The organism is Falsiroseomonas algicola, from assembly GCF_011040385.1.
GTDB classification, from domain to species: domain Bacteria; phylum Pseudomonadota; class Alphaproteobacteria; order Acetobacterales; family Acetobacteraceae; genus Falsiroseomonas; species Falsiroseomonas algicola.
In genome coordinates, this window is the sequence record NZ_JAAIKB010000011.1 from 87,885 (window position 1) to 109,677 (window position 21,793).

18 protein-coding genes and 1 tRNA gene are annotated in these 21,793 nt (G+C 69.7%); 11 read left to right on the plus strand and 8 right to left on the minus strand.

Annotation, left to right across the window (positions count from 1 at the left end; genetic code table 11):
* Positions 1-86: 86 nt before the first annotated feature.
* Genes carB through carA form a run of 5 tightly spaced genes read right to left on the minus strand, consistent with a single transcriptional unit; the run spans position 87 to position 6,251 of the window.
* Complete coding sequence (carB, locus tag G3576_RS22690; protein WP_164696753.1) at positions 87-3,332, minus strand: carbamoyl-phosphate synthase large subunit; 3,246 nt, start codon at positions 3,330-3,332, stop codon at positions 87-89.
* A gap of 1 nt (position 3,333) precedes the next feature.
* Positions 3,334-3,600, minus strand: a complete 267-nt coding sequence (locus G3576_RS22695; RefSeq protein ID WP_164696754.1) for a hypothetical protein — start codon at positions 3,598-3,600, stop codon at positions 3,334-3,336.
* On the minus strand, positions 3,597-4,229 hold the full coding sequence (locus G3576_RS22700) for a LysE family translocator (protein ID WP_164696755.1): 633 nt from the start codon (positions 4,227-4,229) through the stop codon (positions 3,597-3,599). Before G3576_RS22700 ends, G3576_RS22695 begins: the two co-directional genes overlap by 4 nt.
* A gap of 1 nt (position 4,230) precedes the next feature.
* The gene (locus G3576_RS22705; protein WP_164696756.1) at positions 4,231-4,860 is read right to left on the minus strand and encodes a LysE family translocator; all 630 of its coding nucleotides are present in this window, start codon (positions 4,858-4,860) and stop codon (positions 4,231-4,233) included.
* A gap of 2 nt (positions 4,861-4,862) precedes the next feature.
* Positions 4,863-6,251 (minus strand): glutamine-hydrolyzing carbamoyl-phosphate synthase small subunit, encoded by a 1,389-nt coding sequence (carA, locus tag G3576_RS22710; protein ID WP_164696757.1) that lies wholly within the window; start codon positions 6,249-6,251, stop codon positions 4,863-4,865.
* 112 nt (positions 6,252-6,363) lie between these two features.
* Between carA and G3576_RS22715 the strand changes: the two genes are divergently transcribed.
* Entirely contained in the window at positions 6,364-6,828 is a 465-nt protein-coding gene (locus tag G3576_RS22715; RefSeq protein ID WP_164696758.1) for a GatB/YqeY domain-containing protein, read from the plus strand.
* Here the strand turns inward: G3576_RS22715 and G3576_RS22720 are convergent.
* Positions 6,825-8,207 (minus strand): pentapeptide repeat-containing protein, encoded by a 1,383-nt coding sequence (locus G3576_RS22720; protein WP_164696759.1) that lies wholly within the window; start codon positions 8,205-8,207, stop codon positions 6,825-6,827. The genes G3576_RS22715 and G3576_RS22720 overlap by 4 nt on opposite strands.
* Before the next feature lie 83 nt (positions 8,208-8,290).
* Here G3576_RS22720 and dnaG point away from each other — a divergent pair, with 83 nt between their 5' ends.
* The 3 genes from dnaG to G3576_RS22735 all read left to right on the plus strand — a co-directional run bounded on the left by dnaG (position 8,291) and on the right by G3576_RS22735 (position 12,742).
* Positions 8,291-10,156, plus strand: coding sequence for a DNA primase (dnaG, locus tag G3576_RS22725; RefSeq protein WP_164696760.1), 1,866 nt, complete (start codon positions 8,291-8,293; stop codon positions 10,154-10,156).
* Positions 10,157-10,239: 83 nt separating this feature from the next.
* Positions 10,240-12,162 carry an RNA polymerase sigma factor RpoD gene (gene rpoD / locus G3576_RS22730; RefSeq protein WP_164696761.1) on the plus strand — a complete coding sequence of 641 codons (1,923 nt, stop codon included), beginning with the start codon at positions 10,240-10,242 and terminating at the stop codon, positions 12,160-12,162.
* Position 12,163: 1 nt separating this feature from the next.
* A complete protein-coding gene (locus G3576_RS22735; RefSeq protein WP_407926132.1) occupies positions 12,164-12,742 on the plus strand; it encodes a GNAT family N-acetyltransferase in 579 nt (192 codons plus the stop codon).
* Positions 12,743-12,798: 56 nt separating this feature from the next.
* Here G3576_RS22735 and G3576_RS22740 read toward each other — a convergent pair whose 3' ends face one another.
* The gene (locus G3576_RS22740) at positions 12,799-14,931 is read right to left on the minus strand and encodes a sodium-translocating pyrophosphatase (protein WP_164696762.1); all 2,133 of its coding nucleotides are present in this window, start codon (positions 14,929-14,931) and stop codon (positions 12,799-12,801) included.
* A 239-nt stretch (positions 14,932-15,170) separates the two neighbouring features.
* Positions 15,171-15,707 (minus strand): inorganic diphosphatase, encoded by a 537-nt coding sequence (gene ppa / locus G3576_RS22745; protein ID WP_092956289.1) that lies wholly within the window; start codon positions 15,705-15,707, stop codon positions 15,171-15,173.
* A 160-nt stretch (positions 15,708-15,867) separates the two neighbouring features.
* On the opposite strand from ppa, the gene G3576_RS22750 reads away from it, so the two are divergent.
* The 7 genes from G3576_RS22750 to G3576_RS22780 all read left to right on the plus strand — a co-directional run bounded on the left by G3576_RS22750 (position 15,868) and on the right by G3576_RS22780 (position 21,722).
* The gene (locus G3576_RS22750) at positions 15,868-17,076 is read left to right on the plus strand and encodes an E22 family MetX-like putative esterase (RefSeq protein WP_164696763.1); all 1,209 of its coding nucleotides are present in this window, start codon (positions 15,868-15,870) and stop codon (positions 17,074-17,076) included.
* Between the two features lie 162 nt (positions 17,077-17,238).
* Positions 17,239-18,279 carry an extracellular solute-binding protein gene (locus tag G3576_RS22755; protein ID WP_164696764.1) on the plus strand — a complete coding sequence of 347 codons (1,041 nt, stop codon included), beginning with the start codon at positions 17,239-17,241 and terminating at the stop codon, positions 18,277-18,279.
* Entirely contained in the window at positions 18,279-19,331 is a 1,053-nt protein-coding gene (locus G3576_RS22760) for an ABC transporter ATP-binding protein (RefSeq protein ID WP_164696765.1), read from the plus strand. The genes G3576_RS22755 and G3576_RS22760 overlap by 1 nt, the downstream gene beginning before the upstream one ends.
* A complete protein-coding gene (locus G3576_RS22765) occupies positions 19,328-20,155 on the plus strand; it encodes an ABC transporter permease (RefSeq protein WP_164696766.1) in 828 nt (275 codons plus the stop codon). Before G3576_RS22760 ends, G3576_RS22765 begins: the two co-directional genes overlap by 4 nt.
* Positions 20,152-20,940 carry an ABC transporter permease gene (locus tag G3576_RS22770; protein ID WP_164696767.1) on the plus strand — a complete coding sequence of 263 codons (789 nt, stop codon included), beginning with the start codon at positions 20,152-20,154 and terminating at the stop codon, positions 20,938-20,940. Before G3576_RS22765 ends, G3576_RS22770 begins: the two co-directional genes overlap by 4 nt.
* Positions 20,941-20,944: 4 nt before the next feature.
* Positions 20,945-21,610 carry an RraA family protein gene (locus G3576_RS22775; protein WP_164696768.1) on the plus strand — a complete coding sequence of 222 codons (666 nt, stop codon included), beginning with the start codon at positions 20,945-20,947 and terminating at the stop codon, positions 21,608-21,610.
* A 39-nt stretch (positions 21,611-21,649) separates the two neighbouring features.
* A tRNA-Ile gene (locus tag G3576_RS22780) sits at positions 21,650-21,722 on the plus strand.
* The last annotated feature ends 71 nt before the right edge of the window (positions 21,723-21,793 follow it).

The window sequence follows — 21,793 nt, forward strand, 5'->3', positions numbered from 1 at the left end:
GGAGCGGGCTGGCAGCATGCAAGCATGTTCTGGCCGGGGCTGGAACAGGCAAGCGGGGCGGAAGCTTCCGCCCCCACCCCGCCCGCTCAGAATGAGCCCGCAAAGTAGGACTGGAGGGGCGCCACATCAAGGGTTCCGCCCTTCAGCGCCGCGATGGCGTGCACCGCCGCCCGGGCGCCGGCGAGGGTGGTGTAGTGCGGAATCCCATGCGTCAGCGCGCTGCGGCGGATGTCGAAGCTGTCGGCGACCGACTGACCGCCGCTCGCGGTGTTGATCACCAGCTGGATGGCGTCCGACTTCATCGCATCCACGCAATGGGGGCGGCCTTCCGCCACCTTGTTGACCACGGAGCACTCGATTCCGACATCCCGCAGCCGGGCCGCCGTGCCCCGCGTCGCCATCACCTTGAAGCCCATCTCCGTCAGCCGCCGCGCCAGCGTCACGGCACCCGCCTTGTCGCTGTCCTTGACGGAGAGGAAGGCCGTGCCCGCTTCCGGCAGCTTCACGCCGGCGCCGAGCTGGGACTTCAGGAAGGCGCGTTCGAAGCTGAGGTCGAGGCCCATCACTTCGCCCGTGGACTTCATCTCCGGGCCCAGGATCACGTCCACATTCGGGAAGCGGTTGAAGGGGAAGACCGCTTCCTTCACCGCGACATGGCGCGACACGGCGGTGTCATCCAGCCCGAAGGCCTTGAGCCGCGCGCCCGCCATGACCAGCGCGCCGATCTTGGCCACCGCGACGCCCGTCGCCTTGGCCACGAAGGGCACGGTGCGGCTGGCGCGGGGATTGACCTCCAGCACGAAGATCTCGCCATCCTTCACGGCGTACTGGACGTTCATCAGGCCCTTGACCTTGAGGGCCTTGGCCATCGCCTCGGTCTCCGCCTTCAGCTCCGTCACGATGGCGGGCGGCAGGGAATAGGGGGGCAGGGAGCAGGCGCTGTCGCCGGAATGGATGCCGGCTTCCTCGATGTGCTCCATGACGCCGGCGACATAGACCTCGCCCACCTCGTCGCAGATGCAGTCCACATCGACCTCGATCGCATCGACCAGGTACTGGTCGATCAGGATCGGGTTCTCGCCGGAGACCTTCACGGCCTCCGCGCCGAAGCGGCGCAGCTGTTCCTTGTTGTAGGCGATCTCCATCGCGCGGCCGCCAAGCACATAGGACGGGCGCACCACGACGGGGTAGCCGATGCGCTCGGCCTCCACGATCGCCTCATCCAGGTCGCGCGCGATGCCGTTCTGCGGCTGCTTCAGGCCCAACTGCTTGAGAAGCTGCTGGAAGCGCTCGCGATCTTCCGCGATGTCGATCGCCTCCGCGGAAGTTCCCAGGATCGGAATCCCCGCCTTGTGCAGCGCCTGGGACAGCTTGAGCGGCGTCTGCCCGCCATACTGCACGATGCACCCCAGCAGCTCGCCCTGCTCCTGCTCCTTGCGGATGATGGCGATGACGTCCTCGCCGGTCAGCGGCTCGAAATACAGGCGGTCGCTCGTGTCGTAGTCCGTGCTGACCGTCTCCGGGTTGCAGTTGACCATGATGGTCTCATAGCCCGCGTCGCGCAGCGCGTAGCAGGCATGGACGCAGCAATAGTCGAACTCGATGCCCTGGCCGATCCGGTTCGGGCCACCGCCCAGGATGATCACCTTCTGGCGCGTCGTCGGCCGGCTTTCGCAATCCGGCGTGCCGAAGCCGCCCTCATAGGTCGAATACATGTAGGGGGTGTCGGAGGCGAATTCCGCCGCGCAGGTGTCGATGCGCTTGAACACGGCATGCACGCCGAGCGCGTCGCGCGCGCCGAACACCGCCGCTTCCGTCGTGCCCGCCAGCTTGGCCAGGCGCTTGTCGCTGAAGCCGAGCGCCTTCAGCGCGCGGAAGGCCTGCGCCGACTTCGGCAGCCCCTCCGCCTTCACGACGTTCTCGGCGTCCACGATCCGCGCGATTTCGCGGATGAACCAGGGGTCGAAGCGGCAGGCCTGGTGGATCTCCTCCACGCTCATCCCCGCGCGCAGCGCCTGCGCCACGACCAGCGCGCGGTCGGGCTTCGGCGTGGCCAGCGAGGTGCGGATGGCGGCGTGGCTGCCATCGCCCGGCAGCTCGATCTCATCGAGCCCGCTGAGCCCCGTCTCCAGCCCGCGCAGGCCCTTCTGCAGCGCCTCCGCGAAGCTGCGGCCGATCGCCATCGTCTCGCCGACCGACTTCATGGAGGTCGTCAGCGTCGCCGGCGTGCCCGGGAACTTCTCGAACGTGAAGCGGGGGATCTTCACCACGACATAGTCGATGGTGGGCTCGAAGGACGCCGGGGTGACCTTGGTGATGTCGTTGGCGAGCTCGTCCAGCGTGTAGCCGACGGCGAGCTTGGCGGCGACCTTGGCGATGGGGAAGCCCGTTGCCTTCGACGCCAGCGCGGAGGAGCGCGACACGCGCGGATTCATCTCGATGACCACCATCCGGCCATCGACGGGGTTGATGCCGAACTGGACGTTGGAGCCGCCGGTATCGACGCCGATCTCCCTGAGGCAGGCGATGCTGGCATCGCGCATGCGCTGGTATTCCTTGTCCGTCAGCGTCAGCGCCGGCGCGATGGTCACGCTGTCCCCGGTATGGACGCCCATCGGATCCAGGTTCTCGATGGAGCAGACGATGATGCAGTTGTCCGCGCTGTCGCGGACCACCTCCATCTCATACTCCTTCCAGCCCAGCACGCTCTCCTCGACCAGCACTTCCGTGGTCATGGAGGCCGCGAGGCCGGCGGAGACGATCTGCTCGAACTCCTCCCGGTTGTAGGCGATGCCGCCGCCCGTGCCGCCGAGCGTGAAGGAGGGACGGATGACGCAGGGCAGGCCGACGATGTCGAGGCCTGCGCGGGCCTCTTCCATCGAATGGGCGATGGCGCTGCGCGGGCTCTCGATGCCGATCTTGCTCATGGCATCACGGAACTTGAGGCGGTCCTCCGCCTTGTCGATGACGTCGGCCTTGGCGCCGATCAGCTCGCAGCCATACTGCTTCAGCACGCCAGCCGCATCGAGCTTCAGCGCCGTGTTCAGCGCGGTCTGCCCGCCCATGGTCGGCAGCAGCGCGTCAGGGCGTTCCTTGGCGATGATCTTCTCGACGATCTCGGGCGTGATCGGCTCGATATAGGTCGCATCCGCCAGGCCCGGATCGGTCATGATCGTGGCCGGGTTGGAGTTGACCAGGATGACGCGATAGCCCTCCGCCCGCAGCGCCTTGCAGGCCTGCGCGCCGGAATAGTCGAACTCGCAGGCCTGGCCGATGACGATCGGGCCCGCGCCGATGATGAGGATGGACTTGATGTCGGTGCGCTTCGGCATGTCAGGCTCCGGTCGATCTGGCTTGGCGCCGCGCGCTGTAGAGCAGCAGCGGCAGGATCAGGGCGTGCGGCACGGCCCAGAAGAAGAAGGCGATTTTCGCGAGTTCGCCGGCCATCAGCGTGGTGGCGCCATGCACGACCACGGACAGCACGAAGGCCATCACGGCGGACCGCACGGGCGGATAGAGGCGCCGGAGCGAGGAGGCGACGGTGAAGAGCACCAGGCCCGAATAGGCCAGCGCGAAAAGCCCGAGGGCGATGTCCATCATGCGCGACTCTCCGCGGCGAGCTTCACGGCCAGCAGCGCCAGCGCGCCGCCCAGTACCCAGCGCTGCACCGCCATCCAGAGCGGCTTGGTGGACAGGAACCGCGCCGTGCCTGCGGCACCCCAGACCAGCACCGCGTCCCACAGCGTGCAGACCGCGATCTGCACGAAGCCGAGGATGGCCGCCTGCAGGAACAGGCTGCCGCGATCGGGGTCGAGGAAGGGCGGCAGCACCGCCATGTAGAACAGCGCCACCTTCGGGTTCAGCGCCGCCGTGGCGAAGCCCACGATGAAGAGCCGCGGCGCCGGCTCCCGCGGCATGGCTCTAGGGGCGAAGATCGGCTGCCCGCCCGGCCGCACGCATTGCCAGGCGAGGAACAGCAGATAGGCCGCGCCACCCAGCCGCAGCACGTCCCAGGCATAGGGAATGGCCAGCAGCGCCGCCGTGATGCCCGCCGCCGCGCAGACCATGATGGTCAAGGAGCCGAACTGGCACCCCGCCAGCGACACCATCCCCGCGCCCGTTCCCTGCGCCAGCGAACGCGAGACGAGGTAGAGCATGTTCGGCCCCGGCGTGACCGCCAGGCCGAGCGACAGCAGCGCGAAGACGAGCAGCGTGTCGGCGGAGGGCATGTCAGCGCCGTCCGTCGAAGGCCAGCCGCACCGCCAGCCCCGCCAGGACCGTCGCCATCAGCCAGCGCTGCACGCGCTGCCAGCTCGGCCGCGTGCCGAGGAACACGGCCACCGATCCCGCCGCCATCACGATCCCCGCATTCACCGCGACGCTGACCGCGATCTGCGTTGCGCCCAGCATCAAGGATTGCAGGAAGACATGGCCCGCCGCCGGGTCGATGAATTGCGGCAGCAGGGACAGGTAGAGCACCGCGATCTTCGGATTCAGCAGATTGGTGAGAAAGCCCATGGCGAAGAGCCGCGCGGGGCTGTCATGGGCCAGCGCGCGCGGCGCGAAGGGCGTGCCGGGCGCGCGCACGGCCTGCCAAGCCAGCCACAGCAGGTAAGCCGCGCCCGCGATGCGCAGCGCGTCATAGGCGAAGGGCACGGCCATCACGATGGCGGTGATGCCGAGCGCCGCGCAGAGCAGGTAGAAGACGAAGCCCAGCGCGACCCCGGCCAGGGAGACGAAGCCGGCCGCACGCCCCTGCAGGATGGTGCGGCTGACCAGGTAGATCATGTTCGGCCCGGGCGTCAGCACCATGCCGAGTGCGATCGCCGCGAAGGCCAGCAGGGCGCCGGGCTCCACCATGCTCAGCCCGCCTTGCGCGTCTCGATCATGCCCACGAAGCGCTTGAACAGATGGTGGCTGTCGGTCGGCCCCGGCGACGCCTCCGGGTGGTACTGCACGGAGAAGGCCGGGTACTTGCTGCTCGCGATGCCCTCATTGGTGCCGTCGAAGAGGCTGCGATGCGTCACCGTCACGCCCTCGGGCAGCGTCTTCTCATCCACCGCGAAGCCGTGGTTCTGGGAGGTGATCTCGACCTTGCCCGTCACCAGGTCCTTCACCGGCTGGTTCGCGCCGCGATGGCCGCGGTCCAGCTTGAAGGTCTTCGCCCCCAGCGACAGCGCCAGCAGCTGGTGGCCGAGGCAGATCCCGAACACCGGCACGCCCTTCTCCAGCACGCCCTGGATCGCCGGCACGGCGTATGCGCCCGTCGCCGCGGGGTCGCCGGGGCCGTTCGAGAGAAAGACGCCATCCGGGCCGTGGCTCAGGATGTCCTCCGCCGTCGCCGTCGCGGGCACCACCGTGACCGCGCAGCCGGCGGCGGCCAGGCAGCGCAGGATGTTGCGCTTGGCGCCGTAATCCACGGCCACGACCTTCACCTTGGGCGCCGTCTGAGTGGCATAGCCCTGGCCCCAGGCCCATTCGGACTCGTCCCAGCCATAGGTCTGGCGGGTGGAGACCTGCTTCGCCAGGTCCATCCCCTCCAGCCCCGGCCATTCCTTCGCCTGCGCGATCAGCGCCGGGATGTCGAAGACGCCATCCGCCGGGTGGGCCAGCACGCCATTCGGCGCGCCGCCGTCGCGGATGCGGGCCGTCAGCGCCCGCGTGTCGATGCCCGCGATGCCCGGCACGCCATGCGACTTCAGCCAGTCATCGAGGTGCCGGGTCGCGCGGTAGTTGGAGGGATCGGTGACGTCCTGCTTGACGATCAGCCCCCGCGCGGCGGGTGTCACCGCCTCGATATCCTCGGGGTTGGCGCCGACATTGCCGATATGGGGGAAGGTGAAACAGATGGTCTGCCCGGCATAGGAGGGATCGGTCAGCACCTCCTGGTACCCGGTCATGGAGGTGTTGAAGCAGATCTCGGCGACCGTCGTGTTGTGCGCGCCGAAGCCGCGGCCCCAGAAGACGGACCCATCGGCCAGCACCAGCGCCGCGGTGGCACCTTCGGGGGCGGTCGGGGTCGTCTCGGTCACCGGGGCGGTCTCCATGCGGGGCTTGCGGGGGGCGGTATCGGCGGGTTGAGGGAGGTCGGCCAGGGTCAGGCCCGTGACACCAAGGATGGCGGGCCAGTGCTTGGCCGGGATGGCGCGGGCCTGGCGCCACTTGCGCACGGCCTCCGTCCCGATGCCGAGGCGCTGGGCTGCCGCTTCCGCGCCGCCCAGCAGGGTGATGATGTCATCGACCGTGCGCATGCCGGCTCATATGTGGGAAAAAACTTCCGGCCGCAACCAGAGTCGCGCTCCGGGAAGATTTTTCCCATTCCGCCGCCCGTGCTACAGCGCGCCCATCCCAGGAGGATTTCCCATGGCCGACGATCTCCGCGCCCGTTTCACCGAGGCCCTCAAGGCCGCCATGATCGCCAAGGATGCGCCGAAGACCTCCGCCATCCGCATGATCACGGCCAAGCTCAAGGATGTGGACATCGCCGCCCGCCCCTCGGGCGTGGACAAGGTGCCGGATGACCAGATCGTCGCCATGCTGCGCGGCATGGTGAAGTCCCGCGCCGAGAGCGCCGCCATGTATCGCCAGGGCGGCCGCCCGGAACTGGCGGAGAAGGAGGAGTTCGAGATCGCGACGATCGAGAGCTTCCTGCCCCAGCAGATGGACGGCGCCGCCATGGAGGCCGCCGTCGCCGAGGCGGTCGCGGAATCCGGCGCCACCTCCATCAAGGAGATGGGCAAGGTCATGGCCGTGCTGAAGGCCAAGCACGGCGCGGTGCTGGACATGGCCAAGGCCGGGCCGCTGGTGAAGGCGAAGCTCGGGGGCTAGGAGCCCTCGCGGCCGGGCAGGACCAGCCCCTCCGCGCCGACCAGCACCGCGCCGCGAAGGTCGGCGCGGCGGAGGTCGGCCATGGTCATCGTCGCATCCGTCAGGTCGGCGCCGGCCAGCAGGGCCTCCCGCAGATCGGCCTGGGTCAGGTCGGCATCGGGCAGCCGGGCCTCGCTCAGATCCGCCCCCACCAGCTTCGCCCGCACCAGCCGCGCGCTGGTCAGGTTGGTGGGCCAGCTCTGGCCATGCTTCAGCGTCATCGGCCCGGCCTCCGCCCGAGTCAGCTCGGCCTCGTTCAATGAGGCGCGGACCAGGCTCGCCCCCCGGAGGTTCGCCCGCGCCATCTTCGCCCCGCGGAGGTCGGCGGTGGCGAGGTCCGCCATGGCCAGCACCGTGCCGGTCAGGTCGCAGCCGCGCATCACCGCATGCTTCAGCACCGCCGCCGCCAGGTTGACGCCGGACAGATCCACCCCCGCCAGGTCGCAGGCCGTGAAATCCGCCCGCTGGCCGTCCCGCCCATTGCTGCGGATCCAGGCCTGGTGCAGCGCGATGGCCTCGCTCACCGCATCCGCCAGGTTCTCCAGCCGCCGTGTCATCTCCGCCCCGTCCAGGATGGCGGAGCCCAGGTCCACCTCGTCCAGCAGGGCGCCCAGCAGATTGGCGCCGGCGAGGTTGGTGGACCGGAAGGTGGCGCGGCTCAGGATCGCCCCCTCCAGCACCGCGCCTTCCAGATTGGCCTCCGACAGGTCGGCCCCTTCCAGGTTGCAGCCGCTGAGATCGGCCTTGCTGAGGTCGGCGCGGACGAAGACGGCCTCCCGCAGGTTGGAATCGCGCAGGTCGGTCTGCACGATGAAGGCGTTGGAGAGCTTGGCCCGCGTCAGGTTGGCATTGGCGGCGGAGGCTTCCGACAATTCGCCGCGGCCCTCCGCCGCGGTGGCCGGCACCAGCTCTCCCCCCTTGCTGCGCACCAGATGCCCGTCGCGCAGGTCAGCGCCCGTCAGGTTGGCGCGCATCAGCTTCGCGCCCAGCAGGGAGGCCCCGCGCAGATCCGCCTTCTGCAGCCGCGCCCGCGTCAGCTCCGCGCGGCGGAGATTGGCGCCGAACAGGCAGGCATCGCTGAGGTCGGCCTCCGACAGGTCGGCGCCTTCCAGCCGCGCGCCGGTCAGGTCCGCGCCGGCCAGCAGCGCGCCGCGCAGCTCGACATGGGCGAGATCGGCGAATTTGAAGCTGGCCCGCTTGCCGCCGCGCTCGCCCCGTATGTGGCGGGCATGCAGGGCCAACGCCTCCGCCAGCGCGGCGGGCGGCACGGGGTGGTAGTCGATGGCCAGCGCATCCCGCCAACTGGCGGCACGGGCAGGGGCGGGGACTCGGCGCTGCACCCGCCATGCTTGGGCCGGAAGGCCTGAAGAATTCATGACCCCGGGCCTTGGCGTGCGCGCGGGCGTGCTAAAGCACGGGCAGGATGGCCCTTCCCCCGCAATTCCTGGACGAGTTGCGCGCCCGCACGCCGCTCGCGCCCCTCATCCAGCGCAAGACCCGGCTGACCAAGTCAGGCCGGAACTGGAAGGGCTGCTGCCCCTTCCATGGGGAGAAGACTCCCTCCTTCTATGTCTATGACGACCACTTCCACTGCTTCGGCTGCGGCGCGCATGGGGATGCCATCACCTTCGTCATGAAGGCGGAGGGCCAGGGCTTCCCGGAAGCGGTGGAGCGCCTGGCGCAGGAAGCGGGGCTCGAGGTTCCGAAGCCCACGCCGGAAGCCGCGGCGCGGGAACGCGCGGCGCGGGACCTCTATGGCGTGCTCGAAGCCGCGGCCCAGGCCTTCCAGCGCCGGCTCCGCCTGCCGGAAGGCGCGGAGGGGCTGGCCTATCTCCGCCGCCGGGGCCTGAGCGAGGAGACGATCGCGCGCTTCGGCCTCGGCTGGTCCGGCGGCGGCCGCGGCGCCATCGCCGCCGACCTGAAGACCGATGGCATCACCCCCGAACAACTGGCGGAAGCCGGGCTGATCCGGGAACGCGAAAGCGGCGAGGGTTATTCGGACCTTTACTTCAACCGTGTGATCTTCCCCATCCGGGACCGGCGCGGCCGCGTCGTCTCATTCGGCGGGCGCATCCTGGGGGATGGCCAGCCGAAATACGTGAACGGGCCGGAAACCGCCGTCTTCTCGAAGCGCCGCAACCTCTACGGCGTGGACATGGCGCGGGAAGCCGCCTTCCGGGGCGCGGCGGTGGTGGCGGTGGAGGGCTACATGGATGTCATCGCGCTCCACCAGGCCGGCTTCGGCGGCGCCGTGGCCCCGCTCGGCACCGCGCTCACGCCCGAACAGATGGAGGAGCTGTGGCGCCTGAGCCCCGAACCCGTGCTCTGCTTCGATGGCGATGGCGCGGGCGCGCGGGCGGCGGCGCGGGCGGCGGAGGCGGCGCTGCCGCTGCTGACCACCGAACGCAGCCTGCGCATGGCCACGCTGCCGGCGGGGGAGGACCCGGATACGCTCGTCTCCCGTCGCGGCACCGCCGGCTTCCAGGCCGTGCTGGATGGCGCGCGGCCGCTGTCGGAGGCGCTCTACGGCCTGCTGACGGAAGGCCGCCCCGCCGCGACGCCGGAACAGAAGGCCAGCCTGCGCAACCGGCTGGTGGAGGCGACCGGCCTGATCGCCGACAAGTCGCTGGCCGCCGAATACCGTCGCGCCCTGCTCGACCGGTTCTTCGAGAGCACCCGCCCGCAGAAACCCGCCTTCGGCGGCGCGCCCGGGCGGCCCGGGGCGCGCAAGGTCGTTGTCCCACGCCAGCGCCCCGCCATCACGCCGGGCCGTGTGCGCGTGGCCCAGGCCCGCGCCCTGATGGCGATCACGCTCCGCCATCCCTGGTTGCTGCCGGAGGTGGAGGAGGTCTTCGCCGGGCTCGACCTGGGCGACCCGCAGCTGGCGGATTGCCGCGCCTCAGCCCTCCGCTGGCTGGCGGATGGCCATGAACTTGACTCCTCCGGCCTGATGGACCAACTCGCCCGGGACGGGTGGGGGGAACTGGTATCAGCCTTGCTGCGGGATCCGGGCCTGCCGGCGGAAGCCAGCGCCGAGGCCCAGCCGAAGGACGCGCTGGATGGCTGGTGGCACTTCTTCGGATTGCTGCGGGGCGAGGCGGAGCTGGAGGAAGACCGGATGGCGGCGAAGCGCGACTGGGACGCGGCGCGCGATCCGGCAGCGCAGACCCGGGCGCAACAGCGCCTGATCCGCCTGACCTTGACCCTGGCCGCGCTGCGCCGCGGCGAGTGGACGGAAACGGATGGGGCCGGGGCCGCGGGCGACGCGGCCATCGGCAGTGGGCATTGAAGTGAAGGTCTTAACGCGCTTCCGCGTGCCACGGGCAAAACCCCGCGGCCCGTCGTCGCGCCGTTGACGGAGCGGATACAGGCATGGCGAGCAAGGTCGCAGGTGGCGCCGAAACGGCAGAAGGCCGTGACGAGGCGGTTGAGGGCGTGCTGCTCGATACCCTGACCGCCGCGGTCAAGAAGCTGGTCGCCCGCGGCAAGGAACGAGGCTACGTCACCTATGACGAGCTGAACGCCGCGCTGCCCTCCGAACAGGTCTCCTCCGAGATGATCGAGGACACCATGGCGATGCTGAGCGAGATCGGCATCAACGTGGTGGAGAGCGAGGAAAGCGAGGACGGCGAGGCCGCCGCCGACAAGCCCGTCGCCAAGGCCGATGACGACGAGAAGGATGACGAGGAAGGCGGCGGCAATGTCGATGAGGCCAATCTCGGCCGCACCGACGACCCGGTCCGCATGTACCTCCGGGAGATGGGCTCGGTCGAGCTGCTGTCGCGCGAGGGCGAGATCGCCATCGCCAAGCGGATCGAGGCCGGCCGCGACATGATGATCGGCGGGCTCTGCGAAAGCCCACTGACCTTCAAGGCCATCGTCGCCTGGCATGACGCCGTCAACAATGGCCGCATGCTGCTGCGCGACGTCATCGACCTGGAAGCCACCGCCGGCGCCAACACCCCCGAAGGCACGCCGCCGCCGGAGGAGGAATACGAGGAAGGCGACGAGGCCGCTGAAGGCGTGGGCCTCTCCCTCTCCGCGCTCGAGGAAAAGCTGAAGCCGGAAGCGCTGAAGGCCTTCGAGGAGATCGAGGCCGCCTACAGCAAGCTGAACAAGCTCACCTCCAAGCGCATGGACGCCTATACGTCCGGCGGCGAGCAGTCCGCGCGCAGCGAGAAGACCTATGAGAAGCAGCGCCAGGAGCTGGTGGCGCTGGTGGAGAAGGTCCACCTCCACAACAACCGCATCGAGGAGCTGGTCGACCAGCTCAAGGGCCTGAACCGCCGCCAGACCATGCTGGAAGGCCAGGTCCTTCGCCTGGCGGAGGCGCAAAAGGTCAAGCGCGACGAGTTCATCGAACAGTGGCGCGGCAGCGAACTCGATCCCGCCTGGTTTGACCGGATCTCCAAGCTGCCGGGCAAGGGCTGGAAGGCCTTCGTCGCGCGATCGAAGGACGATGCGGAAGCGATCCGGGCGGAGATAGCCAAGGTCGCCGCCGATACCGGCCTGCCGGTGCCGGACTTCAAGCGCGTCTACGCCACCGTGTCGCGCGGCGAACGCGACATGACCCAGGCGAAGAAGGAGATGATCGAGGCCAACCTCCGCCTCGTCATCTCCATCGCCAAGAAATACACCAACCGCGGCCTGCAGTTCCTGGACCTGATCCAGGAAGGCAATATCGGCCTGATGAAGGCGGTCGATAAGTTCGAATACCGCCGCGGCTACAAATTCTCGACCTACGCGACCTGGTGGATCCGCCAGGCCATCACGCGTTCCATCGCCGACCAGGCGCGGACCATCCGCATCCCGGTCCACATGATCGAGACGATCAACAAGCTGGTCCGCACCAGCCGCCAGATGCTCCACGAGATCGGCCGCGAGCCGACGCCCGAGGAACTGGCCGAGAAGCTCGGCATGCCGCTGGAGAAGGTCCGCAAGGTCCTGAAGATCGCGAAGGAGCCGATCAGCCTCGAGACGCCGATCGGCGACGAGGAGGACAGCCACCTCGGCGACTTCATCGAGGACAAGAACGCCATCATCCCGCTGGATGCCGCGATCCAGTCCAACCTCCGCGAAGCCACGACCCGCGTGCTGTCCTCGCTCACGCCGCGCGAGGAACGCGTGCTGCGCATGCGCTTCGGCATCGGCATGAACACCGACCACACGCTGGAGGAAGTGGGCCAGCAGTTCAACGTGACGCGCGAGCGCATCCGCCAGATCGAGGCCAAGGCGCTGCGCAAGCTCAAGCACCCCAGCCGCAGCCGCAAGCTGCGCAGCTTCCTGGACAATTGAGGTGGCGACCATCGCCGTGGCCCGGGAGCCGGTGCAGCGGATCGCGGTGGATGTCACTTTCCTGCGCATGGACGCGCCGCCCGATGACGCGCCCGCGGCGCTGCCGCGCGGCAGCGTCGTGCAGCGCGTGGCGCAATGCTCCGTGCCCTTCTACCGCTACCTCTACGACACGGTCGGGCGCGACTATGTCTGGTGGCTGCGCCGCACGGTGCCGGACAGCGAGATCGCGGCCCTGCTGGCGCGGCCGGAGATCACCATCCACGTCCTCTACCACGGGGGCGAACCGGCGGGCTTCTACGAGCTGGAGCGCCGCGGCGACCACGGCACCAACCTGGCCTATTTCGGCCTGATGCCGCACGCTATCGGCTTCGGCGCCGGCCGCGCCCTGCTCCGCCACGCCGTGGACGAGGCCTGGGGCGAACACCCGCGGGGGCTGACGGTGAATACCTGCACCGCCGACCATCCACGAGCGCTGCCCAACTACAAGGCCGCCGGCTTCCGCGTGATGCGCACGGTGCGGGAGGTATGGCCCGTGCCGCTGCGCCTGGGGCTTGCGATCCCGGAGCGGCTGAAGGTCTGACCGGGGCATGAAAAAGGCCGGCGGATCGCTCCGCCGGCCTTTCTCGTTGTGGCGCCTCAGCTATGCGCCAGGATCGCCAGCAACAGCAGCGCCACGATGTTGGTGATCTTGATCATCGGGTTCACCGCCGGGCCCGACGTATCCTTGTACGGGTCGCCGACCGTGTCGCCCGTCACGGCGGCCTTGTGGGCGTCCGAGCCCTTGCCGCCGAAATGGCCTTCCTCGATGTACTTCTTGGCGTTGTCCCAGGCGCCGCCGCCGGTCGTCATGCTGACGGCCACGAAGAAGCCCGTGACGATGACGCCGAGCAGCATGGCGCCGAGCGCGCTGAACGCCGCCGCCTTGCCGCCGATCAGCAGGATCACCACGAAGACGAAGATCGGGCTCAGCACCGGCAGCAGGGAGGGGATGATCATCTCCTTGATCGCGGCCTTGGTGAGCATGTCGACGGCGCGGCCGTAATCCGGCTTCTCCGCCCCCGTCATGATGCCGGGGTGCTCGCGGAACTGCCGGCGCACTTCCTCCACCACCGCGGTTGCGGCGCGGCCGACGGCGGTCATGGACATGCCGCCGAACAGGTACGGCAGCAGGCCGCCGAAGAGCAGCCCGACCACGACATAGGGGTCGGACAGGCTGAAGGTCATCGCCCCGATGCCCGCGAAGTAGGGATAGGTCGCGGGGTTGGCGATGAAGTAGTTCAGGTCCTGCGTATAGGCCGCGAAGAGCACCAGCGCGCCGAGGCCCGCGGAGCCGATCGCATAGCCCTTGGTCACCGCCTTGGTGGTGTTGCCGACCGCGTCCAGCGCATCGGTGGAGACGCGGACCTCCTTCGGCAGGCCCGCCATCTCCGCGATGCCGCCGGCATTGTCCGTGACCGGGCCGAAGGCATCGAGGGCCACGACCATGCCCGCCAGCGCCAGCATCGTCGTCGTCGCGATGGCGATGCCATAGAGGCCTGCCAGCCCATAGGCCGAGAGCACGCCCGCGATGATGATCAGCGCCGGCAGCGCCGTGCTTTCCATCGAGACCGCGAGGCCGCGGATCACGTTGGTGCCGTGGCCGGTCTGGCTGGCTTCCGCGATGGACCGCACGGGGCGGAAATCCGTGCCGGTGTAGTATTCCGTCACCACCACGATCGCCGCCGTCACCGCCAGGCCGACGGCGCCACACAGGAACAGGCTGAAGGCGCCGAAGGTGGCGCCGCCTGCCGTCACGGTGCCGGTGCCGAAGGCGATGTAGCAGAGCGGCAGCAGCACGATCAGCGACAGGACGCCGGTGACGATGAAGCCCCGGTACATCGCGCCCATGATGTTGTTGCTGGCCGGCAGCTTCACGAAATAGGTGCCGATGATGGAGGTCACGACGCAGACCGCGCCGATGGCCAGCGGGAAGACCATGCCCGCGATGCGCCCATCCGCGCCGAAGGAGATCGCGGCCAGCACCATGGTCGCGACCATCGTCACCGCATAGGTCTCGAACAAATCGGCCGCCATGCCGGCGCAGTCGCCGACATTGTCGCCGACATTGTCCGCGATGGTGGCGGGGTTGCGGGGGTCATCCTCGGGAATGCCGGCTTCCACCTTGCCGACCATGTCGCCACCCACATCGGCGCCCTTGGTGAAGATGCCGCCGCCGAGGCGGGCGAAGATGGAGATGAGGGAGGCACCGAAGCCGAGTGCCACCAGCGCGTCGATGACGACGCGGGAATTGGCGGCCAGGCCGCCGATCGGCACCAGGATCATGAAGTAGACCGCGACACCCAGCAGGGCGAGGCCCGCCACCAGCATGCCCGTGATGGCGCCCGACTTGAACGCGACATCGAGGCCGGAGGCGAGGGACTGCGTCGCCGCCTGCGCCGTGCGGACATTGGCACGGACGGAGACGTTCATGCCGATGAAGCCCGCCGCGCCGGACAGCACGGCGCCGATCAGGAAGCCGATCGCGACCGCGAAGGCATGCCCGCCGAAGCCGAAGGCCACCAGGATGACGAAGAACAGCACCACGCCGACGATGCCGATGGTGGTGTATTGCCGCTTGAGGTAGGCGGATGCGCCTTCGCTGATCGCCGCCGCGATCTCCTGCATCCGCGCATTGCCGGCATCCCGGCCCAGGATATCCTTTGCCGTCACCACGCTGTAGGCGATGGCAAGCCCGCCCAGCGCGATGATCAGCAACAACGATAACGTCATCAAGGCAGCCTCTCCCCCTCTGCTCCCAGGTTTCCTGGGTTTGCTGTCATGCCGGGCCGGGGGCCGGGGCGCGGGCGCGGGGCCCTTGCCGTGGCCCGGTAGCCGGGCTGGGGAAAGCTTGCCGGGGGCGCAGGGCCCTGGCAACGCCGCATGGTTGCCGCGCGACGGAAAAAGTCGCGCGACCCGGTCACGGCGTCATGGTTATCGGGAAAGGCCGCCCCGGCGGGGGCGGGCAGGGACTATTCCTTCGAATCGTCCTTGTAGGCGGCCATGGACTTCAGGATGATCTCTGCCGCCTCGCTGGCCGGGCCCCAGCCGCGGACCTTCACCCACTTGTCGGATTCGAGGTCCTTGTAGGTGGCGAAGAAGTGCTCGATCGTCGCCCGCGTGATCTGGGGCAGTTCCTCGGCGCTGGTGATGCCCGAATACATCGGGTGCACCTTGTCATGCGGCACGCAGACCAGCTTCTCGTCAGAGCCCGCCTCATCCTCCATGTGCAGCACGCCGATCGGGCGGGCGCGGATGACGCAGCCCGGCACGACGGGGGCGGGGGTCAGCACCAGGGCGTCGGCGGGGTCGCCGTCATCGGCCAGGGTGCCGGGGATGAAGCCATAGGCGGCGGGGTAGGCCATCGGCGTGAACAGGAAGCGGTCCACCACCACCGCGCCGCTGTCCTTGTCCAGCTCGTACTTCACCTGGCTGCCCTGGGGGATCTCCACCACCACATTGACGTCGTGCGGCGGGGCCTTGCCGGTCGGGATCTTGGCCAGGTTCATGGGGCTTGGACCTTCGGGGAGCTGTTGGTGGCGGCCTTGTAGCGCATGGCCCCGGCGCGCGGTAGCGCACCCTTAACCCCTGGCGCGCGGCAGCCGACCCTTGCGCGACGCAGCGGGGCGGGATCACCATGCCCGCAACCCTTGGGGAGGGATCCGTCCGATGAAACGCCGCCTTCTGATTGCCGCCACCCTGGCCCTGGCCGCCCTGTCGCAGGCCCCGGCCATGGCCCAGGCGCCTGCCCCTGCGCCTGCCCCTGGGGGCACGGAGATCGTGGAGAAGAAGGTCTTCGAGACCACGAACTACGTGACGCGCGGCGGCGCCACCATCCCCGCCATCCGCATCGGCTACCAGACCGCGGGCACGCTGAACGCCGCCGGCGACAATGCCGTCATCGTCACGCATTTCTTCTCCGGCAACAGCCACGCCTTCGGCCGCTACGCCGAAGGCCAGCCCGCCGGCTACTGGGACGCCATCATCGGCCCGGGCAAGGCGATCGACACCAACCGCTACTTCGTCATCTCCTCCGACACGCTGGTGAACCTCAACGTCCGGGATGGCCGCACGGTCACCACCGGCCCGGTCTCCATGAACCCCGCCACCGGCCGCCCCTGGGCGCTGGAATTCCCCGTCATCGCCATGCGCGACTTCATCGAGGTGCAGAAGCGCCTGCTGGACAGCCTCGGCGTCCGGCGCCTGGCGCTGGTGACGGGCGCCTCCATGGGCGCGCTGCAGGCCATCGAATGGGCGGCCGCCTATCCGGAGATGATCGACCGCGTGATGCCCGTGATCGGCGCCGCCGAATTCGATCCCTGGACCATCGCCTGGCTCGACATCTGGGAAAGCCCGATCCGGCTCGACCCCAACTTCAACAATGGCGACTACTACGCGCAAGGCCGCGAACCCCCGACGCGCGGCCTGGCGGAGGCGCTGAAGATCGTGACGGTGCAGGCGCAGGACCGCCCCGGCCTGGCCCGCTTCGGCCGCCGCGTGGCGGAGGGGCAGGACCCTCTGCGCCGCATCGGCGACCGGTTCGAGGTGGAGCGCTTCCTGGATGAGGCCGCGATGGCCCGCGCCCGGATCTCGGATGCCAACCACTTCCTCTACCTCGTGCGCGCCAACCAGCTCTTCCTGCACGAATACGCCAGCACCGAGGCCGCGCTGTCCCGCAGCCAGGCGCGCTGGTTCGTGGTGGCCAGCCCGACCGACCGCGTCTTCATGCTGGACTACAACATGGAGATGGTGGCGCTGCTCCGGCGCCTCGGCCGCCCGGTCGATTTCGCGGAGGTGACGGGCCCGCTCGGCCACCTCAACGGCGTCGTCGGCATGGCGCCGCTTGGCGATCGCATCAGGGCGTTCCTCGGCCACTGATTTTCCGGCAGCCGGCCGGACCGCCCCGATTCTTCCGCCAGGCGGAAGGGTCGGGGCTTCGGGATGGCGGAAGTTCCGGGGGGCGGGCATTCCGCCTTATCCCTTGGCAGGCCCCGCATTCCGGGGCGATGCTCCGGGCACTCACCTGCCGGGAGTCTTCACATGCGCATCCTCGCCTATGCCGCCGCCGCGCTTTTCGCCGCCGGTCCTGCCCTGGCCCAGACGGGCGGGCGCGTCACGCTCCAGGCCTATGCCGGCATCTTCAAGGACAACTACACCCAGACCGTGCTGGCGCCCTTCACGGCGCGCAGCGGCACGGCGGTGCAGTACCATGAGGGCGGCACCAGCGCGCAGATGCTCGGCACGCTGCGCGCCCAGCGCGCCGATCCGCAGATCGACGTCGTCATCATGGACGTCACCACCGCCGCCATCGCCTGCGCCGAGGGGCTGGTGGAGCGCATCGACGCCGCGACCCTGCCGGTGATCGCGGAACTCGACGACCAGGCGCGGGCATCGGGTGGCGCCTGCGGTCCGGCCGTCACCTATGACCACCTGGTCATGGTCTATGACACCCGCGCGGTCACGCCGGCGCCGACGCGCTGGGCGGCGATGTGGGACCCCGCGCATCGCGGCCGCATCGCGCTCTCCGCGCCGCCCAACATCCAGGGCCTGGCGATGACGGCGATCCTGGCGCATGCCAATGGCGGGTCCTGGCAGAACCTGAACGCCGCCATGCCGCGGCTGCGGGAGATCGCGCCGGCGGTGCAGACCTTCGATCCCAATCCCGATGGCTACACGCTGATCCTGAACGACCAGGTCCGCTTCGCCACCGGCTGGAACGCCCGCGCGCAACTCTATCGCGATCAGTCCCAGGGCCGCATCGGCGTCGTGCTGCCGGAGGAAGGGACGGTGTTCCAGATCAACACCATCAACATCGTCGCCAACAGCAAGAACCGGGCGCAGGCGCTCGCGCTCGCCGCCCATGCCCTGTCCGCCGATGCGCAGAAGGCCTTCACGGAGCGCATGTTCTACGGCCCGACCAATGCGCGCGCGCAGGTCTCGCCGGAGGCGATGGCCCGCACGGCGCTGGCGCCCGAATTCCGCAGCCGCGTCATCCCGCTCGACTGGACCGAGATGGTGCGTCTGCGCGATGGCTGGAACCAGCGCTGGCGGCGCGAGGTGATCTCGGCCTCGGGGCGCTGATGAGCCACTTGAGGCTGGAGGCGCTGACCAGGCGCTTCCCCGGCGCGCCGCATCCCGCCGTGGATGGCGTCTCGCTGGAACTGGGGCAGGGCGCGCTGCTGGCGCTGCTGGGCCCCTCCGGCTGCGGCAAGACCACGACGCTCCGCATGATCGCGGGGCTGGAGGTGCCGGACAGCGGCCGTATCCTGGTGCAGGGCAGGGACGTCACCGCCCTGCCGCCGCACAAGCGCAACATGGGCGTGGTGTTCCAATCCTACGCGCTGTTCCCGCACATGACGGCGGCGCAGAACGTGGCCTTCGGGCTGGAGATGCGGGGCCACCCCCGCGCCGATCGTGCGCCGCGGGTGCAGGAGGCGCTGAACCTCGTCGGCCTCGGCGCCCTCGCCGCGCGCAAGCCGCGCCAGCTCTCCGGCGGCCAGCAGCAGCGCGTGGCACTCGCCCGCGCGCTGGCGCCGCAACCGGACCTGCTGCTGCTGGACGAACCGCTCAGCGCGCTCGACGCCAAGCTGCGGGAGGAGGTGCGGGACGAGATCCGCGCGCTCCAGCAGCGCCTCGGCACCACCGCCGTCTTCGTGACGCATGACCAGACGGAGGCGCTGGCCATGGCGGACCTCGTCGCCGTGATGAACGAAGGCCGGATCGAGCAACTGGCGACGCCGGAGGAGATCTTCGAACGGCCCGCCACCCGCTTCGTCGCCACCTTCGTCGGCCGCGCCGCGCGCCTGGCTGCGACCGTCACGCAGCCCGGCCTGCTGCGCGTGGGCGATGCCGAGCTTCGCGCGACGGAAACGCCCGCCAGCGGCGCCGCGGAGATCTTCATCCGCCCCCACCATGTCCGCCCGCTGCGGGATGATGAGGGCGCGGAGAACACCCTGCCCGCGACGCTCTCCCGCCGCACCTATACCGGCGACCTGGTGACGCTCGACTGCGCGACCCCCGCGGGCCGCCTGATCGCGGACCTCCCCGGCGGATCGCCGGGCGCCGATCTTCGGGTGGGCGACACGCTTCGCCTCGGCTTCCGCGCCGCCGACCTCCGGGTCTTCCCGGCGTGATCGGCCTGCTCCTCTGCCTGCCCGCCGCGCTGATCCTCGGCCTGGGCTTCGTCTGGCCGGTGGCGCTGCTGGCGCGGATCAGCCTGAACCGCACCACCGACATGGGCGCGATGGAGGAGGCCTTCAGCCTCGAGACCATGGCGAAGCTGGTGGAGGATGACTTCACCTGGGAACTCGCCTGGAACACCGCGACGCTGTCCGCCACCTGCGGCGCCATCGCCGTGGCGCTCGCGCTGCCCGTCGCGCTGCTGATCCGGAGCGCGCCGCCGCAATGGCGCGGCCTGCTCTCCCTCATGGCCGTGGCACCCCTGCTCGTCTCCTCCACCGCCCGTATCGTCGGCTGGATGGCGATCCTCGGCGACCGCGGCATGATCAATGCGGTGCTGGCCTGGATCGGCGTTGTCGATGATCCCGTCAGGCTCATCAACAACTGGACCGGCGTGCGCATCGGGCTGACGGAGAGCCTGATGCCCTATGCCTGCCTCGTGCTGATCGCGGGGCTCGGGCGCCTCGACTCGCGGCTGGAGGAAGCGGCCGCCACGCTTGGCGCGACGCGCACGAAGACCTTCCTGCGCGTCACCCTGCCGCTGGCGGCACCAGCACTGGCCGCCGCCTTCCTGCTGGTCTTCGTGCTCGGCGTCTCCGCCTTCGTCACGCCGCGGCTGATGGGCGGCGGGCGCGTCTTCGTCGTGGCGACCGAGATCTTCGACCTGGCGCTGGAGACGGTGGACTGGCCCGCCGCCGCCGCCATGGCGATGCTGCTGCTGGGGTCGCTCGGCTTGGCCATGGCGCTGCGCGGCCTGGTCGCGAAGGTGGCGCGATGAGGCCGGGCTGGGTGCTGCGCCTGGCCGCGATCTGCGGCTATGCGCTGCTGCTGGCGCCGGCCCTGCTGGTCTGCGCCATCTCCTTCTCGGCCGGCGACTTCCTGACCTTTCCGCCGCCAGGGCTCTCGCTCCGCTGGTATGCGGCGCTGGTCTCCAATGCGGAGCTGATGGCGGCGCTGCGCAATTCCGCGGTGCTGGCGGCCGTCGTCGCGGTGATCGCGCTGCTGGCGGGCGGGCCCGCGGCCTATGCCATCGCGCGGCTGGACTTTCCCGGGCGTGGCTTCCTGGCCGGTTTCCTGGCCGCACCGCTGCTGCTGCCGACTCTGGTGCTGGGCCTCGCTTTGCTGCTGGCGCTGCAGCCCGTGAAGCTCGCCGCCACCTGGCCGGGCCTGGTGCTGGCGCACGCCATGGTCGCCATCCCCTTCGCCGTCCGCATCATGACCACCGCCTTCGGAGCCGTGCCGAAGGACCTGGAGGAAGCGGCCTGGACGCTGGGCGCGACACCCCTGCAGGCGGCGCTCCGCGTCACTCTGCCCATCGCGGCGCCCGGTGCCATCGCGGCCGGCGCACTCTGCTTCCTCGTCTCCTTCGACGAGACCGTCATCAGCCTGTTCCTCGTCGGCCCCCGCCTCTCCACCCTGCCGGTCGAGATGTTCCGCTATGCCGAGAACCGCACCGATCCCCTCGTCGCCGCGCTGGCGATGACGCTGATCATCGTCGCCCTTGCCGTTGTCCTGCTGGTGGAGCGCCTGGTCGGCTTCACCCGCGCCGTTGGAAGGAACTGAATCCATGGCCCGCTACGTCGTCGAGCCCATGCCGGGGCAGATCAGCGCGGAAGTCATCGAATTGCTGGAGAAGACGGAGACCGCGACCGTCGGCCATTGGCGCCACTGGGGCTTCTGCGACCGGAAGATCCAGGGCCTGCTGCGCCGCCGCGTCGCCGGCACGGCCGTCACGGTGCAGATTCCCGGCCCCGACTCGACGCTGCTGCACCACGCCCTCGGCCTGCTGCGGCCGGGCGACGTGCTGGTGGTGGATCGCCTCGGTGATGACCGCCACGCCTGCTGGGGCGGCGGCGTCACCGTCGCCGCCAAGGCCGCCGGCGCCAAGGCCGGCATCGTGGACGGCGCCTGCACCGATATCGAGGAGGTGGAGGCCAGCGACTTCCCGCTGTGGTGTCGCGGCCTGGCCCCGATCACGACCCGCATCTACGACCTCGGCGGGCGGATGAACGTCCCCGTCGCGATCGGCGGCGTCGTCGTCATGCCCGGCGACGCGGTGCTGGCCGATGAATCCGGCGTCCTGATCCTGCCGCCCGGGGAAGCCGAGGCCGAGGCGCGCCAGGCCATTGCCCGCCAGGAACGCGGCCTCGGCGTCCAGGCGCGCTGCGCGGCGGGCGAGAAGCTCGGCGACATCAGCGGCGCCACGGCCAAGGTGCTCGCCGGGCTTGCATGAGCGCGCGGCCCTTGCGATGCAGGGGAGGCCCGCTGGCACGGGCCCGTAGCTCAATGGTCAGAGCGGGCCGCTCATAACGGCTTGGTTGCAGGTTCGAGTCCTGCCGGGCCCATTTTCCGCGGCCGCGTAGCGGCGCGGGGCACTGCCCCGCGAGCGGAAAATCCGCCGGAGGCATGAGAATCC

What these genes read in the sequence shown, in the direction of transcription:
- G3576_RS22705 (WP_164696756.1), bottom strand. Translation starts at nt 4,860, where the DNA reads ATGGTGGAGCCCGGCGCCCTGCTGGCCTTCGCGGCGATCGCACTCGGC.
- G3576_RS22750 (WP_164696763.1), top strand. Translation starts at nt 15,868, where the DNA reads ATGAAACGCCGCCTTCTGATTGCCGCCACCCTGGCCCTGGCCGCCCTG.
- ppa (WP_092956289.1), bottom strand. Translation starts at nt 15,707, where the DNA reads ATGAACCTGGCCAAGATCCCGACCGGCAAGGCCCCGCCGCACGACGTC.
- G3576_RS22755 (WP_164696764.1), top strand. Translation starts at nt 17,239, where the DNA reads ATGCGCATCCTCGCCTATGCCGCCGCCGCGCTTTTCGCCGCCGGTCCT.
- carB (WP_164696753.1), bottom strand. Translation starts at nt 3,332, where the DNA reads ATGCCGAAGCGCACCGACATCAAGTCCATCCTCATCATCGGCGCGGGC.
- G3576_RS22775 (WP_164696768.1), top strand. Translation starts at nt 20,945, where the DNA reads ATGGCCCGCTACGTCGTCGAGCCCATGCCGGGGCAGATCAGCGCGGAA.
- G3576_RS22700 (WP_164696755.1), bottom strand. Translation starts at nt 4,229, where the DNA reads ATGCCCTCCGCCGACACGCTGCTCGTCTTCGCGCTGCTGTCGCTCGGC.
- G3576_RS22770 (WP_164696767.1), top strand. Translation starts at nt 20,152, where the DNA reads ATGAGGCCGGGCTGGGTGCTGCGCCTGGCCGCGATCTGCGGCTATGCG.
- rpoD (WP_164696761.1), top strand. Translation starts at nt 10,240, where the DNA reads ATGGCGAGCAAGGTCGCAGGTGGCGCCGAAACGGCAGAAGGCCGTGAC.
- G3576_RS22715 (WP_164696758.1), top strand. Translation starts at nt 6,364, where the DNA reads ATGGCCGACGATCTCCGCGCCCGTTTCACCGAGGCCCTCAAGGCCGCC.
- carA (WP_164696757.1), bottom strand. Translation starts at nt 6,251, where the DNA reads ATGCGCACGGTCGATGACATCATCACCCTGCTGGGCGGCGCGGAAGCG.
- G3576_RS22740 (WP_164696762.1), bottom strand. Translation starts at nt 14,931, where the DNA reads ATGACGTTATCGTTGTTGCTGATCATCGCGCTGGGCGGGCTTGCCATC.
- G3576_RS22695 (WP_164696754.1), bottom strand. Translation starts at nt 3,600, where the DNA reads ATGATGGACATCGCCCTCGGGCTTTTCGCGCTGGCCTATTCGGGCCTG.
- dnaG (WP_164696760.1), top strand. Translation starts at nt 8,291, where the DNA reads ATGGCCCTTCCCCCGCAATTCCTGGACGAGTTGCGCGCCCGCACGCCG.
- G3576_RS22760 (WP_164696765.1), top strand. Translation starts at nt 18,279, where the DNA reads ATGAGCCACTTGAGGCTGGAGGCGCTGACCAGGCGCTTCCCCGGCGCG.